Below are 15,865 nucleotides of genomic sequence, written 5' to 3'. Positions count from 1 at the left end.
TTTCCATGGCAACCTTTGACTGGCAGGGCTGCTACCAGGCCCTCCTCGACGAATTAAACACGGACGGCCAGGAACGCTGGTCCACCCTGCTGACCCAACAACTCCGGCGCCGGTTCGAGGACAACCCCCACGGCGACATCGCCCGCTGGATGGGGGCATTGGCTCAGCTTCCCGAGGTTCCCGACGCCCGTTCCAGGCTGGACACGCCCGCCATTACCCTGGGTACGGAAACGACCCTCAGCGATTCACAGCAGAAGCAGCTGGAATCTGGCTTGAGGGGGTTGATGCCCTGGCGCAAGGGACCCTTTGATTTCTTTGGCACCTACATCGACACCGAATGGCGTTCCGACTGGAAGTGGGACCGGGTTGCTCCTTACCTGTCGGATTTAACGGGGCGACGTATTCTCGACGTGGGCTGCGGTTCCGGCTATCACTGCTGGCGCATGCTGGGGGAAGGCGCCGGGCGGGTCATCGGAATCGACCCCGGGCTGCTCTTCCTGTTTCAGTTCCTCAGCATTAAAAAATATGTGAAAGACGCCCCCGTGGACCTGCTTCCTGTGCGCATGGAGGACCTTCCCGGCAAACTGGAATCGTTCGACACCACGTTCTCCATGGGCGTGCTCTATCACCGCCGGTCCCCTCTGGATCACCTGCTGGAGCTGAAGGACACCCTGCGCCGCGGCGGTGAGCTGGTGTTGGAAACACTGGTGGTGGATGGCCCGGAAGGCTTCAGCCTGATGCCTGAGGATCGCTACGGCCAGATGCGCAACGTGTGGTTTCTGCCCAGCTGCGACACCCTGTTGCGCTGGCTCGACCGCACCGGATTCAGGGATGCGCGGGTGGTGGATGTCACCGAGACCACCATTGAGGAACAGCGCCAGACCGACTGGATGCGGTTCAACTCCCTGGCGGATTTCCTCGACCCGGATGACCCGGGTAAAACCGTTGAGGGCTACCCCGGACCAAAGCGGGCGACGGTCATCGCCAGCAAGCCCTGATTCCCCGGCTCCCTATAAAAAAACCCGCTCGGAAGCGGGTTTTTTTATCGCCAGGCCTTAGGCCTTATTCTCCGAACGGATGGCGGAGCGTCACTGTCTCCACCCGATCCGGCCCGGTTGAGATGATGTCGATCGGGGCCTCGATCTGTTCTTCCAGGAAGCGGATATAGGCTTTCGCGTTTTCCGGTAACTGCTCCAGACTGGTCAGACCAAAAGTACTTTCCTTCCAGCCCGGCAGCTCCGCGTACACCGGCTCGATGTCTTCGTAGGTGTCACAACCAATGGGAGGACGGAAAATTTCACCCTTGGGAGTTTTGTAACCCACGCACACCTTCACCGTGGCCATGCCGTCCAGTACGTCCAGCTTGGTCAGACAGATACCGGAAACACTGTTGATCTGGATCGCGTGGCGCAGGGCTACCGCATCAAACCAGCCACAACGACGGGAACGCCCGGTGGTGGTACCGATTTCGTTGCCCTTTACCGCCAGGTGCTGCCCCATGTCATCGAACAGCTCGGTCGGGAAAGGACCGGAACCCACGCGGGTGGTGTAGGCCTTGGTGATGCCCAACACATAGTCCAGGAACAATGGACCGAAACCGGAACCGGTAGCGGTGCCGCCAGCCGTCGTGTTGGACGAGGTGACATAGGGGTAGGTACCCAGGTCAATATCCAGCAGTGAGCCCTGGGCGCCTTCGAACAGGATGTTCTCACCGCGTTTGCGGTAGTCATGCAGGATGTCGGTGACGTCGGCAGCCATCGGCAGAATTTCTTCAGCCATTTGCCTGAGTTCCGCCAGTGCGGCATCGATATCCTCGGCCTCTTCCTTGAAATACTCAGTCAGCACAAAGTTGTGGTAGGACATGATTTCCCGCAGCTTCTCTTCGAACGCAACCGGATTACACAGATCGCCAAGACGAACGCCACGGCGGGAAACCTTGTCTTCGTACGCCGGTCCGATACCACGACCGGTGGTGCCAATCTTTTCATTACCCTTGGCGCGCTCGCGGGCCTGGTCGATACGAACGTGGGTTCGGAGAATAATGGGGCACGCCAGACTGATACGCAGGCGGTCACGCACCGCCACACCATTGGCTTCCAGCTCACGCACCTCCTTCAGGAGGGCTTCCGGTGACAAGACAACGCCATTACCAATCAGGCACTGCACCTCCTGGCGGAGGATACCGGAGGGAATAAGGTGCAATGCGGTCTTCTTGCCTTCAATAACCAGAGTGTGGCCGGCGTTATGGCCGCCCTGGAAACGAACCACGGCCGCGACCTTGTCAGTCAGCAGATCAACAATCTTGCCCTTGCCTTCATCACCCCATTGGGTGCCCAGCACAACTACATTCTTACCCATGATTCTCTCTCAATTCAGCTCAGTTGATCCACGACCCACTGGCCGTCACGCTTTACCAAAACTCTGTCACAACCCCTGGCTTTCGGGTCGGTATCCGATTCTTCCGGCAATGCCCGCACCACGGTTTCCGTCAGGCGCAGTCCGGAAATTACCCCTTCGAGTGCAGGATCTGCATCGGCGGGCGCCCACACAGCGCCAGTGCGGCGCACCACGCGCTCGCCCAGGGAGACCAGTGCACGAACGTCCAGACTGAACCCGGTTGCCGGCCTGGCGCGGCCGAAGTCACTACCGATGGCATCGTAGCGGCCACCTTTGGCCACCGCATCGCCGTGGCCCGGCGCGTAGGCGGCAAACACCAGACCGGTGTGGTAGTTGTAGCCGCGCAATTCGCAGAAATCGAAACCGAAGCTGATTTCCGGGAAATCACGGGTCAGCATATCCGCCACGCGGCCCAACTGGTCAAGGGCGCCAATCAGGGCCTCGGGCGCACCTTCAAGGATCCTCCTGGCCTCTTGCAGAGCTTCCGCTCCGCCACTGACCCGGGCCAGTTCCCGCAGACGACCACCGGCGGAGTCGGCAGCACAGGAACCGAGCAGTTCGTCCAGCTCGGGAACGGATTTGCGGGCCATGGCGTCAAAAATGGCCGCTTCGGTATCCCGATCGAAACTGGCTTCCCCCATCAGGCTTTCATAGATGGAGACGTGAGCCAGGTCCAGGTGCACCCTGGGCATCCCGGAAACCCGCAGGGTCTCCAGCATCAGACTGATCACTTCCATATCCGCCGCTTCGGAGGCACTGCCAAACAGCTCACAACCGGCCTGGATCGGGGTACGGCCCGTGAGCATGTGCCGTGGACGGGTATGCAGCACATGGCCGGCGTAACACAACCGGGTAATGCCTTCCTGCCCCAGGGTGTGGGCATCAATTCTTGCCGCCTGAGGGGTCATGTCCGCGCGAACGCCCATCATCCTGCCGGTCAGCTGATCGGTCAGTTTGAACGTCTGCAGCTCAAGATCGTGGCCGGTTCCGGTAAACAGGGATTCCAGGTATTCAATCAGCGGCGGGATTACCAGCTGGTACCCCCAGCGCTGGCAGGTGTCCATTACATCCCGGCGCAGGGATTCTATCTGTCCTGCGAGAGGCGGCAGAATGTCTTCCACGCCATCCGGCAGTAACCAGCGATCTGATACTGTCATGAGATTCCGTTGTCCGTTCTGCCCCGCAGCAACCGAAGCCGGGGGGAATGCACAGGATTTTAGGGTGAGGTCCGGAGCAGGAGAAAACCCGAACCAAAACCGGCAGAATTTTACACTGTTGGCAGGCACAAAAAAACCGGAATACCGAGGTATTCCGGTTTTAGGTCAGGGCAATGACTCTCAGCGGCCGCCCTGGGGATCCTTGAGGAACCGCAGGAAGTCGCTGTTGGCGTCGATCACCATGAGGTCGTCCTTGCTGGAGAAGGTGTTCTGGTATGCCTGCAGGCTACGATAGAAGCTGTAAAACTCTTCGTTCGACCCATAGGCATCGGCATAGATTCTCGCAGCCTCACCGTCGCCTTCACCGCGGGTTTCTTCCGCCTCAGCGAACGCTTCTGCCAGTACAACGGTGCGCTGACGATCGGCGTCGGCACGAATACCTTCAGCGAGCTCGCGGCCCCGGGAACGGAATTCCTGGGCCAGTTTTTCACGCTCGGTCGCCATACGGCGAAAGACGTTTTCGCTCACTTCACCCGGAAACTCGATCGCCTTGACGCGAATATCGAGGATCTCGATACCAAATTCACTGATCGCAGTCTCGTTGGCACGATCGCGCAGCGTATGCATCAGTTCGTCGCGCTGCCCGGAGACGACCTCCACCATGGTTCGTACACCGAACTCATTACGGAGGCCGTTATCCACCCGGGACTGCAGCAGGGACTGGGCACGGTATTCGTCACCGCCGGTCGCCCGATAGAACTGGTCCACATCGCGGATCTTCCAGGCGATATAGGAGTCCACATCCAGCGGCTTCTTCTCGATCGTCAGGTACTGACGGGAAGGCAGATCCATTGTCAGCACACGAATATCGAACTCCCGGATCTGATCGATCACCGGTACCTTGAAGTGCAGGCCCGCCTGCATATCCGTTTCTACCAACTCACCAAAGCGAAGCTTCACGCCGCGATGGGTCTCGGGAATGATGTAAACACTCGACAAAACCAGCAGGACTACAATGAGGGCGCCTGCAAGGCCCACTATACCTTTGGGTCCCATAATTATCTGCTCCTCCGAATGCCGGTTTCCTGCCGTCCACGCAGTTCCTGAATCACCTGGTCGGTAAGGGTCTGGATATTCATCTGCTCCCCGGAACCGCCAGACGAACCTTTACTACCACCGGCCATACGGCCCTGGGTCAGCCGATCCAGCGGCAGGTACATCATGTTGCCACTGCTTTCGGTATCCACCAGAACCTTGCTGGTGCTCGACAGCACGCCTTCCAGCGCCTGTAGGTACATGCGCTCACGGGTCACTTCCGGAGACATCTTGTAGACCTGCAGCATGGCCAGGAAGCGCGCGGTTTCACCATTGGCGCGTTCAATTACCTCTTCCTTGTAGGCGTTGGCCTCCTCAATCATGCGCTGAGCCTGACCACGGGCCTCCGGCACAACCTTGTTACGGTAGGTTTCCGCCTCTTCCTTGACCTGCTGTTCATCTTCACGGGCACGCTGGACTTCACGGAAAGCATCTTGCACGGCGGGAGGCGGCTGGGTGCTTTCAACGTTCACCCGCACGATTTGCAGACCGGCGCCGTAATCACGCAAGAAGCTCTGCAACCGCTGTTCAACGCGTACCGCCAGCTCGACACGACCTTCGGTCAGCACCTGATCCAGTGTGGAACTACCCACCTCATGACGCAAAGCACTGTCGGTAGCAAATGCCAGCGCCTGATTGGAATCTCTGATATTCAGCACGTACGCCTTCGCATCGCCAACACGGTATTGGACCTGAAGGTCCACCGTCACCAGGTTTTCATCCTGGGTCAGCATCTGACCGCTGGATTCGGCCGTGCGCACATTGGTGACACGAACCTTGGTGACATCGTCGATCAGAGGGACCTTGAAACGGAGGCCCGGCTCTTCGGTACGGCTGAACTCACCGAACCGCAGCACAACAGCCCGCTCCTGTTCGTCGACCGTGTAAAAGGACTGGAATACAACGTAACCCACCGCAATTATGGCAGCCAGCGCGAGAATGGCGCCAAAACCGCCGCCACCGCCGGATGAAGAACCGCCGGAGCCACCGGAACGGCCACCTTTGCCTCCCAGCATCCTGTTCAGTTTATCGAGACCTTTTTTCAGCGCCTCATCGAGATCTGGCGGACCTTGATCATTGCCGCCACGACCACCACCGGTTCCCCATGGATCATTGTCGTTGCGGTTACCACCCGGTTCATTCCAGGCCATAATGCTCTCCGTTCCTAACTTATAGAATGGCTGCAAATACTAGGGATTTATAAGCGCCCCGGCAATAGCAGTGCCGGTTTACCTTCCCCGAGCATCTAATCTGATGTCTTTTTCCTGTATGTCTGCACGGCTCAATAGCTGGAGCCAGTCCCGATGCTGCAGGCGGACTTCCAGTACTGTATCACCACTGTCACGATGCTCTTCACTCAATACCGATCCAGCCTGGTGCAACAGCGCCCTGAGTTTGCCATCCCGTGGACCCAGCATCACAAACTGGTGGATGACATCCTCCGCCAGGCGCTCCACGATGGCGTCAAATAGCCCCTGGATGCCCTCGCCGCTGACGGCCGACAACCACACCCGGACGGGCAAACCGTCTTCGTTACGCTCGATACGCGGTATAAAATTATCAAGCAAATCAATTTTATTAAAGACCTGAAGCACCGGGATTTCGTCAGCGCCAATTTCGGCCAGCACCTCTTCGACCTGCTCCATGTTTTCATCACGACGACTGTCATGGCAGTCGATGATATGAAGAAGCAAGGTGGCTTCGGTCGTTTCCTCAAGTGTTGCGCGGAAGGCTTCCACAAGCTTGTGCGGCAGGTGCCGGATAAACCCGACGGTGTCCGCCATTACGACCGGACCGATGTCCGGAAGTTCCAGCCGCCGCAATGTCGGGTCCAGCGTGGCAAACAACTGGTCCGCCGCATACACGGACGAGGTGGTGATGTGGTTGAACAGGGTTGATTTACCGGCGTTGGTATACCCAACCAGGGAAACCGTGGGGATATCGGCGCGCTTGCGGGCCCGGCGACCCTGGTTACGCTGCCGGCGCACCTTCTCCAACCGCTTGTGAATCGACTTGATTCGCTCACGGAGCAGGCGGCGATCCGTTTCCAACTGGGTTTCACCGGGCCCGCGCAGACCGATCCCCCCTTTCTGGCGCTCAAGGTGGGTCCAGCCACGCACCAGTCGTGTCGACATGTGCTCAAGCTGTGCAAGTTCCACCTGGAGCTTACCTTCGTGGGTTCGCGCGCGCTGGGCAAAGATATCAAGGATGACCCCGGTACGATCCAGCACCCGACATCGGAGCTCACGCTCGATGTTGCGCTCCTGGGAGGGGCTCAGCGCGTGATTGAACAACACCACGTCGGCGTCATTGGCAGCAACCGCGTCGCGAATCTCTTCGAGTTTGCCCTCCCCGACAAACAGGCGGGGGCTTGGCTGTTTTCTGGAACCAGTCACCTGACCAACCGGCTCAACACCGGCAGACGTGACCAGTTCGCGGAACTCATCCGGGTCTTCGGCCTCGTCGTGAGAGGAAAAATCAATATGGACGACAATTGCCCTTTCACCAACGTCGGGACGCTCAAACAAGTGGTAACAACTCCGAAACAGTCAAACCGTTAGCCGTATAAAAACAAACACCCGCGTCCCTCGGAACCATCAAGGGTTCGTCGGAAGCGCGGGTGGCAATACCGGAAAAACCGGACAACTCAGTCTTCAACCTCACCTTCGCCGCCGGGAGCCTGTGGCGGAATGCGGACATTCCTGGCGGGCACAACGGTGGAAATGGCATGCTTGTAGACCATCTGGCTGACAGTGTTTTTCAGCAAAATCACGAATTGGTCAAAAGACTCAATCTGGCCCTGAAGCTTGATCCCATTAACCAGAAAGATGGAAACCGGAATGCGTTCCTTGCGCAAGGCATTGAGGTAAGGGTCTTGTAAAGAATGCCCTTTTGACATGTGTTTTCTCCTGTTTATATGTAAGTGCAGATCGTCATTTATCAGAGTTAAATGTGGTGCGAAGTCCGATAATTTTCAAGGCTTCTTCAGCGATATGTTGATCTTCGCTGTCGAGCCAGTCCACATTGGACCACTTGCGCAACCAGGTTAACTGCCGCTTCGCCAACTGGCGGGTCGCCGCCACGCCCTTGCTGATCATGGTGTCATAGTCGTCGTCCCCGGCGAGGTGATGCCAGGCCTGGCGATATCCGACACAACGCATGGAAGGCAAGCCCACATGAAGGTCTTCCCGGGCCATCAGCGCCCGGACTTCCTCAAGAAAGCCGGCCTCAAGCATTTTCATGAAACGCAGGCGAATTCTCTCATGAAGGACCTTTCTGTCGGCCGGAGCAACAGCAAGTTGGGCTACAGTATACGGAAGCGAGGGGGATTCGTCTGCCTGCCATTGGGTAAAATAGGTGTAATCCTCGATATTCAGGGACTTGCTATTCCCGTTGTCGCCCCCCGCACTGGGATGTTGCCATAATTCTGAAATGGGTTTACCCGTCAACCTGATGACTTCCAGGGCCCGTATCAACCGCTGGCGATTGTTCGGGTGTATCAATCCGGCAGCCACCGGATCTCGCGCGTTCAGCTCGTCATGCAGGGCACTCCAGCCCTTCTCCTGCGCTTCATTCTCCAGTTGCTGCCGAAGCACTGGATCCGCGGACGGCAGGTTCGACATGCCATGGAGCAGCGCCTTGAAGTACATCATAGTGCCACCCACCAACAACGGAATCCGGCCTGCCCGGGTAATAGCCTCCATTTCCCGCAACGCATCCCGTCGAAAATCAGCGGCCGAATAGCTTTCGGCCGGATCACAGATATCAATCAGACGATGGGGAGCCCGGGCCAGCTCAGCGGCGGATGGCTTTGCCGTGCCTATGTCCATGCCACGGTAGATCATCGCCGAGTCGACGCTGATGATGTCGCAGGGCAAGCGGTCACACAACGCCATGGCCAGATCGGTCTTGCCGGAAGCGGTTGGCCCCATCAGGAAAATGGCAGGCGGAAGCCCGGATGTTTGGGGCAGGTGCTCGCTCATGACGCTTCTAACGCCCTCTCAGGAACAGTTTGTCCAACTCGGAAAGGGTCACCACGGTCCAGGTCGGACGGCCATGGTTGCATTGCCCGCTGCGCTCGGTCGCTTCCATGTCCCGCAACAGAGTGTTCATTTCCGGAATGGTCAACTGCCGGTTAGCCCGGACAGAGCCGTGACAGGCCATGGTACCCAGCAATTCATGAGTCACTGCCTGAACCCGGTCGCTCTGGCCGTTTTCAATCAGGTCGGCCAGGATATCGCGCACCAGCTGCTCAGTATCCGCACCCCGCAGCAGGGCCGGCACCTGCCGGATCGCCAGGGTTTCGGGGCCAATGCGTTCTACCTGAAGCCCCAACTGCTGCAGCTCGTTGCCATGGGTCTCCGCCAGGGCCGCCTCTTTCTGGCTGACCGCCAGAGACACCGGCACAAGCAACGGCTGACTTTTCAGGTCCTGCGCTTCCAGCGCCCGCTTCATGCGTTCGTAGGTAATACGTTCATGGGCCGCATGCATATCCACGACAATCATGCCCTGCCGACTCTGGGCCAGGATGTATATGCCATGCAACTGGGCGATGGCGTAGCCCAGTGGCGGCTCCGCTTCGCTGTCGGTCGGCGGCGTGGGCTGACCCACCGTGAGATCCGGTGCCGGGGCGCCCTGCTCTCGCCCGGCCAAACCACCGCCTTCGTTCAGGGACTGATAGAAGCCCAACTGATCCCGCGCCTGCCATTCGTGCTGCGGCTGATGCGCGCTGCTCCCCCCAGTGGGAAATACGGACGCGGTTGCCCCCCAACTGCGGGACATCCCCGGATCGGCGGGTGAGGCGGCACTGCCACCGGCAAACGGCGATGCACCGCCGCCAGCCACACCCGTGCCGCCAACCTCTTCCCGCACTGCGGACTGGGCGACGGCGCCACGCAAATGGTCATCCGGGCGCACATCCGCAAGCGCCTTGTGCAGCGTGCGGAAAATGAAATCGTGTACCAGTCTGCCATCCCGGAAACGCACTTCATGCTTGGTCGGGTGAACGTTTACATCCACGGTGGCCGGATCCACTTCCAGGTACAGCACAAAGGCCGGATGACGGTTGTTGTACAGCACATCCCGGTAGGCCTGCCGCACGGCGTGCGCCACCAGGCGGTCACGGATCACCCGGCCATTGACGAAGAAATACTGCAGGTCCGCCTGACTGCGGGAAAAGGTGGGCAGAGCGACCCAGCCCCACAGGCGCAGCCCGGTGGCCTCGGCATCAATCACCACGGCATTGTCGATAAACTGCTGGCCACACAGGGAGCCGATACGACGCTCCCGGTCGAGGGGATTCTCCGCCGGCCGCAGGCTCTGGATAACCCGCTGGTTGTGACGCAGAGTGAATCCGGCATCAAACCGGCTCAGCGCCTGCCTGCGAACGCACTCTTCAACGTGGTTGAACTCGGTTTTCTCGGTTCGCAGGAATTTGCGCCGGGCGGGTGTATTGAAAAACAGATCCCGCACTTCCACGGTGGTGCCCACGGGGTGAGCCGCCGGTGAGATGCGGGCATCCATGTCGCGCCCCTCCACTTCGACCCGGGAGGCGGCTTCCTGATCCTCCGTGCGGGAGGTCAGCGCAAGCCGCGACACCGAGCTGATACTGGCCAGGGCCTCGCCACGGAAACCGAGAGAGGCCACCGCCTCCAGGTCATCCAGGCTTTCTATCTTGCTGGTGGCGTGGCGACTGAGAGCCAATGGCAGGTCCGCTTCACCGATGCCGGAGCCGTCGTCCCGCACCCGGATCAGCTTAACGCCGCCCTGCTCCACATCGATGTCAACCCGGCTGGCGCCGGCATCCAGGGCATTTTCCACCAGTTCCTTGACGACGGAAGCGGGGCGCTCCACCACTTCGCCTGCGGCAATCTGGTTCGCAAGCCGTGGAGTCAGCAATCGGATGGCGGGCATGTTTCGGGAAAACCTCTTGTTCAGGATGCGGGAATACGAATGGTTTGCCCTACCATAACACGGTCGTCGTTCAGGCCGTTAAAACGCATCAGTTCGCTGACCGTCGTCTGGTTCTCTCGCGCCAGACCTGAGAGCGTATCCCCGCGACGAATCCGGTATTGGCTAACCGAGTCCCCGCCCTGACGGCTGGCCTTCCGGGCCGCCAGCAGCGTCCCCGGAGGCGGTGTTTCGGAGAAGTACTCGTAAACCCCTTCAAACACTGCGTTGGCCAGCTTGCGCTGATAGGCGGAGCTGGAAAGGTTCCTCTCCTCCTGCGGGTTGGAAATGAAGCCGGCTTCCACCAGCAAGGACGGGATGTCCGGCGACTTCAGCACCACAAAGGCCGCCTGCTCGACGCCACGCTTGTGCAGCTTGGTAATGTTGCCAAGCTTGCCGAGGATTGAGCTGCCAATACCCAGGCTGGAGTTGATACTCGCGGTCATCGACAGATCCAGGAGAACGCCCGCCAGCATTTCATCACGACCATTCAGCGACACGCCGCCAGCGCCACCGATCAGATCCGAACGGTTTTCACTCTGGGCGAGCCAGCGGGCGGATTCACTGGTTGCGCCACGCTCAGACAACGCAAACACTGAGGCGCCCCTGGGCTGCGGTGTCCGGAACGCATCGGCATGCACCGACACGAACAGATCCGCATTATGCTTTCTTGCCAGCAACGTCCGGCTGCGAAGATCAATATAGTAATCGCCGGTGCGTGTCAGCTTTGCAGTAAAGCCGGGCTTCTCATCAATAAGCTTCTGCAGGGTTTTCGCCATGGACAGCACGACGTCTTTCTCACGGGTACCCCGGGGTCCGATAGCACCGGGGTCCTCGCCGCCGTGACCGGCATCAATAACCACAATGACATCCCGCTTTCCATTGGCGTTTTCTGTCACCGTTGGCTTGGCGGCCTTTTGCACTTTCAACCCGCCTTCATCAATCAGATCAACCACCAGACGATGGCCGTATTGCTGGTTGGGCTCCAGCTGAAAACTGCGCGGTTTGATATCACTCTTGAGGTCCAGCACCACCCTCAGGTCGTTACCATTGCGCGGTGCACTGCGAATTCTCCGGATAGGGCTGTCGGTCAGATCCAGCTTCGAAAAATCGGCTTGCAGGCTGACGTTCTTCATGTCGATGACCAACCGCGACGGGCCAGACAGGGAAAATACGTTATGTTCCACTTTGCCTGCAGTATCCAGAACCAGCCGGGTGTGATCTGGCGCTGGCCAGATACGCACACCTTCCACTTCCTTGCTCGCCCAGGCGCTCATAGGAAAAGCCAGCAGCAAAGCCAGCAAACCTACCGCCAGGGACGTGCCTGATGTTCTGATGATATCCATACGACTCACCTGTTCTTGTCCTGACCCGCAACTGCACCGGGTCGAATTCCGCCAGCATCCTGTAACTTTGCCAACAGCGACTCACCGTTCTGTGTTCCGGGTACCAGGCACGCTGAACGGCCCGTGCCCTCCCGGCTGAGAGTGATCACCAGATCCGGTCGCGGCAATACGCCCTGCCCCCGTTCCGGCCACTCAATCAGGCAAAAATTTTCACCCTCGAAGTAATCCCGGATCCCCATATACTCCAGCTCTTCCGGGTCACCCAGCCGGTAGAGATCAAAATGGTAAGCGGCCGGGCGAAGGTGCTCATAGGGCTCCACCAGGGTATAAGTCGGACTCTTGACGGCCCCTTCGTGGCCAAGCCCCCTCATGACACCCCGGCTCAGCGTGGTCTTACCCATGCCCAGGTTGCCTTCCAGAAAGACGGTCACGCCATCTCCGACCCCTGAGACCACTTGTGCCAGTTGGCGCCCCAACGTTTCCGTAGCGGCTTCGTCAGCCAGGAAGACCCGGAGCCCCGGTTGATCAGACTGCATCACGTTTTCGACTCCAGCATTTCCAGACCGCCGTTATTTCGCTCTGCCTCTGCCAATACCTGCGGCAGGGCTTCAATCACATCACCAGGCAGCAATCCCATAAAGCCCTGCCTCTCTGAGGCCAGGTTGGCAGCGGCCAAATGCAGGCACGCGCCCATGGTGGTCGCCAGAGATGGATTGCCAAGCTGCCCGTACAAGGCGCCGATGATACCCGAAAGTACGTCGCCCATGCCTCCCGTCGCCATCCCCGGATTACTCCCGGCAATCACCCCGGGCAGGACTTCCGCGGATGCAATCACGGTGCCTGCGCCCTTGAGCAACACTGTGCCGCCAAACACCTCACGCAATCGGGTAACGGCCTTGATCCTGTCCATTTCGATCTCTGCCAGCTGGCAGTCCAGTAACCGTGCCGCTTCACCGGGGTGAGGGGTCAGAACATGGTCATCATCCTTGAGTGCAACCCGGGATGCCATCAGATTCAGCGCATCGGCATCCAGTACCCTGGGCTTGCCACTGGCCACCACCTGCTGCAGCATCTGTTGCCCCCAGGGGCCCTGACCGATCCCGGGGCCACACACAATGACATCTGCGGCGTCCAGCAGTGCGGGCAACTCAGACCCGTGGATCAGCCCCTGGACCATAATCGACGGGCAACGCGCCAATGCCGGCGCAACGTACTCGGGCCGCGTAGCCAGCGTCACCAGCCCCGCGCCGGCACGGGACGCCGCCTCGGCGGCAAGGATACCCGCGCCGCCAAATCCCCGGTCACCGGCCACCACCAGCACATGACCAAAACGCCCCTTGTGGGCCGTAACCGGCCTGCGCGGCACCAACGCCCCCATGGCGGCCCAGTCAACCCTGCGCGCCAGGGGGAGCTGCCCACTGTCTTCAAGCCACTGCTCTGTGGCCAGAGATTCGAAACAGATCTCGCCACAGGCTTCCGGACCATGACCGGTAAACAGCCCCGCCTTCAGGCCAATGAAGGTGACGGTCATATCCGCGCGCACCACATCCCCGGCTGCGGCACCGGTTGTGGCATTCAGTCCCGACGGCAAATCCACAGCCACAACCGGAACCCCTGCGCCCTCACAGCGACGAATCATATCCGCGAACGGTTCCCGGGGAGCGCCCGCGACACCGGTTCCCAGCATGGCATCGACAATCACGGTCGCCGAAGCGAAACGGGCATCCAGCTCTCCCGCGGCACTACTTCCACAGTCGATGATGTCGACGCCGTCCTGTTTTGCTTTCTGCCAGGCCAGACGGGCATCACCGGACAACTTTTCAACCGGCGCCACGGCAATACAGCTCACATCCAGGCCATGACGACGGACAGCAGCCGCCACCAGATAACCGTCTCCACCGTTGTTTCCGGCGCCACAAAGTACCAGCACCCTGCCGGGCTCGGGCCACCGCTTCATCAGGCGGCGGAACACCGAGGCGGCGGCTGCCTGCATCAGCTCGAAACCATCAACCCCTTGATGATCAATCACATAACGATCGATCTCCCGCACTGCATCCGCGGAATACAGGTCTTCTGGTAGACTGTGTAAATCAGACAGGGGCATGCACCCGCGCTCCAGCTAAAGAAATCAGTTTAAGAAAATTGGCCAGATACCTGTAAAGCATAGCAAAACAGCGAAAAAGGTCATAACTTAATCAGATTAAAATTCCGTACGCTCATTCTGCTTGCCTGACCATGACCGCGAAACCGACCGAAGCCATTGAAAACCTGCCCGATTCCATCCGCACCTGGGCTCAGGAACTGGGCTTCAGCGATGCAGGCATTACCTTGCCGGATACCGGTGTCCATGGTGAACGCCTCAGGAGCTGGCTGGAAAAAGGCTACCACGGCGAGATGGCCTACATGGGTGATCATGGCGACAAGCGCTACACACCAACGTCCCTGGTGCCCGGAACCTTGCGGGTGATCTCTGTACGAATGGATTACCTGGCGTCACCGGACAGCCCGAAAGAAGCGCTTACTAACCGGGAAAAAGCCTACGTCACCCGCTACGCCCTGGGTCGGGACTACCACAAACTGATGCGAAAGCGCCTGGCCACCCTGGCCAAACGCATTGACGAAGCGGTCAGCGGCTACGATTACCGCGCGTTCGTGGACAGCGCACCGGTACTGGAAAGGGCTCTGGCCCAGCGTGCGGGCCTGGGCTGGATTGGCAAGAACAACATGGTTATTCACCCGAAAGCTGGCTCGTTTTTCTTCCTGGGCGAAATCTTCACCAGCGCCCCGTTGCCGGTGGACCAGCCGTTTGAAACCGATCACTGCGGCAGTTGCAGCGCCTGCCTGGAGCTGTGCCCGACCGACGCCTTCAAAGGCCCGCACCTGCTGGATGCCCGCCGCTGCATCAGCTACCTGACCATCGAGCTCAAGGGCAGCATCCCGGAAGAACTACGCCCGTTGATGGGCAACCGGGTGTTCGGCTGCGACGACTGCCAACTGGTCTGCCCCTGGAACAAGTTCAGCAAACCCACTCAGGAACCGGATTTCCAGCCCCGCCATGGCCTGAACAACAGCGAACTGGCGGAATTGTTTATGTGGACGGAAGAACAGTTCCTCAAACGCACCGAGGGCTCGGCGATACGCCGTACCGGTTACGAAGGCTGGCTACGCAACCTGGCGGTAGGCCTGGGCAACGCGCCCTCCACCATCCCGGTAATCGAGGCCCTCAAGAAACGCGCGGACCACCCATCAGACATGGTGCGGGAACACGTCCAATGGGCACTGAGACAACACGGCCTATAGCTTGAAAAAGGTTTCCCGGTAGTGGCGCAGTTCGTTGATGGAATCACGAATGTCGTCAAGAGCCAGGTGACTGCCCTTCTTCTTCACACCCGCCAGCACATCCGGCCGCCAGCGCCGCGCCAGCTCCTTGATGGTACTGACATCCAGGTTCCGGTAATGGAAAAAGCCTTCCAGTTCCGGCATGTATTTCACCAGAAAGCGCCGGTCCTGGCCGATGCTGTTGCCACACAGCGGCGACTTGCCGGGCTCCAGATACTGCTTCAGGAACTCAAGGGTTTCCTGCTCCGCTTCCCGCTCAGACACCTTGCTGTCTTTCACCCGCTGGGTGAGACCGTTCTCACCATGAGTTTTGGTGCACCATTCATCCATGGCATCTAGCAGGCTATCTGACTGATGGATGGCAATCACCGGGCCTTCGGCAACCACGTTCAGTTCCGAGTCGGTGACGATGGTCGCCATTTCGATGATCCGTTCTTTCTCAGGATCCAGACCGGTCATCTCCAGGTCGATCCATACCAGGTTATTCACGTCCGCCATACGTTATTCCTCGAAACTGTCGGTTTGGTGCAGGGTGCTGGCGGGTGCCACGCTCCGGGACTGTCGGAGGCCATGGATGGCCGG

At 59.3% G+C, this 15,865-nt stretch carries 14 protein-coding genes; 2 read left to right on the top strand and 12 right to left on the bottom strand.

The features are described 5' to 3' along the window. Positions 1–5: 5 nt before the first annotated feature. The gene (cmoB, locus tag ACJO5Y_RS16895; protein WP_406988857.1) at positions 6–998 is read left to right on the top strand and encodes a tRNA 5-methoxyuridine(34)/uridine 5-oxyacetic acid(34) synthase CmoB; all 993 of its coding nucleotides are present in this window, start codon (positions 6–8) and stop codon (positions 996–998) included. A 64-nt stretch (positions 999–1,062) separates the two neighbouring features. Here cmoB and ACJO5Y_RS16890 read toward each other — a convergent pair whose 3' ends face one another. The 11 genes from ACJO5Y_RS16890 to ACJO5Y_RS16840 all read right to left on the bottom strand — a co-directional run bounded on the left by ACJO5Y_RS16890 (position 1,063) and on the right by ACJO5Y_RS16840 (position 14,048). Beyond that, positions 1,063–2,358: an adenylosuccinate synthase gene (locus ACJO5Y_RS16890; protein ID WP_406988855.1), complete on the bottom strand. Its 1,296-nt coding sequence runs from the start codon at positions 2,356–2,358 to the stop codon at positions 1,063–1,065. Between the two features lie 14 nt (positions 2,359–2,372). Continuing rightward, the gene (locus tag ACJO5Y_RS16885) at positions 2,373–3,554 is read right to left on the bottom strand and encodes an ATP phosphoribosyltransferase regulatory subunit (RefSeq protein ID WP_406988854.1); all 1,182 of its coding nucleotides are present in this window, start codon (positions 3,552–3,554) and stop codon (positions 2,373–2,375) included. A gap of 180 nt (positions 3,555–3,734) precedes the next feature. Then, positions 3,735–4,610, bottom strand: coding sequence for a protease modulator HflC (hflC, locus tag ACJO5Y_RS16880; RefSeq protein WP_406988852.1), 876 nt, complete (start codon positions 4,608–4,610; stop codon positions 3,735–3,737). Positions 4,611–4,612: 2 nt separating this feature from the next. Beyond that, the gene (gene hflK / locus ACJO5Y_RS16875) at positions 4,613–5,800 is read right to left on the bottom strand and encodes an FtsH protease activity modulator HflK (protein WP_406988851.1); all 1,188 of its coding nucleotides are present in this window, start codon (positions 5,798–5,800) and stop codon (positions 4,613–4,615) included. 78 nt (positions 5,801–5,878) lie between these two features. Further along, positions 5,879–7,177 (bottom strand): ribosome rescue GTPase HflX, encoded by a 1,299-nt coding sequence (gene hflX, locus ACJO5Y_RS16870; RefSeq protein WP_406988850.1) that lies wholly within the window; start codon positions 7,175–7,177, stop codon positions 5,879–5,881. A 119-nt stretch (positions 7,178–7,296) separates the two neighbouring features. Then, the gene (gene hfq, locus ACJO5Y_RS16865; protein WP_297791709.1) at positions 7,297–7,548 is read right to left on the bottom strand and encodes an RNA chaperone Hfq; all 252 of its coding nucleotides are present in this window, start codon (positions 7,546–7,548) and stop codon (positions 7,297–7,299) included. A 34-nt stretch (positions 7,549–7,582) separates the two neighbouring features. Then, positions 7,583–8,632 (bottom strand): tRNA (adenosine(37)-N6)-dimethylallyltransferase MiaA, encoded by a 1,050-nt coding sequence (gene miaA, locus ACJO5Y_RS16860; RefSeq protein WP_406988848.1) that lies wholly within the window; start codon positions 8,630–8,632, stop codon positions 7,583–7,585. Positions 8,633–8,639: 7 nt separating this feature from the next. Next, positions 8,640–10,562: a DNA mismatch repair endonuclease MutL gene (gene mutL / locus ACJO5Y_RS16855; RefSeq protein ID WP_406988846.1), complete on the bottom strand. Its 1,923-nt coding sequence runs from the start codon at positions 10,560–10,562 to the stop codon at positions 8,640–8,642. Positions 10,563–10,582: 20 nt separating this feature from the next. After that, positions 10,583–11,944 carry an N-acetylmuramoyl-L-alanine amidase gene (locus ACJO5Y_RS16850; protein ID WP_406988845.1) on the bottom strand — a complete coding sequence of 454 codons (1,362 nt, stop codon included), beginning with the start codon at positions 11,942–11,944 and terminating at the stop codon, positions 10,583–10,585. 5 nt (positions 11,945–11,949) lie between these two features. Then, on the bottom strand, positions 11,950–12,480 hold the full coding sequence (gene tsaE, locus ACJO5Y_RS16845) for a tRNA (adenosine(37)-N6)-threonylcarbamoyltransferase complex ATPase subunit type 1 TsaE (RefSeq protein WP_406988843.1): 531 nt from the start codon (positions 12,478–12,480) through the stop codon (positions 11,950–11,952). After that, positions 12,480–14,048, bottom strand: a complete 1,569-nt coding sequence (locus tag ACJO5Y_RS16840; protein ID WP_406988842.1) for an NAD(P)H-hydrate dehydratase — start codon at positions 14,046–14,048, stop codon at positions 12,480–12,482. Before ACJO5Y_RS16840 ends, tsaE begins: the two co-directional genes overlap by 1 nt. Before the next feature lie 131 nt (positions 14,049–14,179). Here ACJO5Y_RS16840 and queG point away from each other — a divergent pair, with 131 nt between their 5' ends. Continuing rightward, on the top strand, positions 14,180–15,244 hold the full coding sequence (gene queG, locus ACJO5Y_RS16835) for a tRNA epoxyqueuosine(34) reductase QueG (RefSeq protein WP_406988840.1): 1,065 nt from the start codon (positions 14,180–14,182) through the stop codon (positions 15,242–15,244). Here the strand turns inward: queG and orn are convergent. Next, entirely contained in the window at positions 15,239–15,781 is a 543-nt protein-coding gene (gene orn, locus ACJO5Y_RS16830) for an oligoribonuclease (RefSeq protein WP_406988839.1), read from the bottom strand. The two genes, queG and orn, sit on opposite strands and share 6 nt — an antisense overlap. Positions 15,782–15,865 lie beyond the last annotated feature (84 nt).

Origin of the sequence: Marinobacter alkalisoli, assembly GCF_045449855.1 — a bacterium.
In the GTDB taxonomy this organism is placed as follows: domain Bacteria; phylum Pseudomonadota; class Gammaproteobacteria; order Pseudomonadales; family Oleiphilaceae; genus Marinobacter.
The sequence above is the reverse complement of the archived record's forward strand: the minus strand, read 5'-3'. Positions and strand labels throughout refer to the sequence as shown.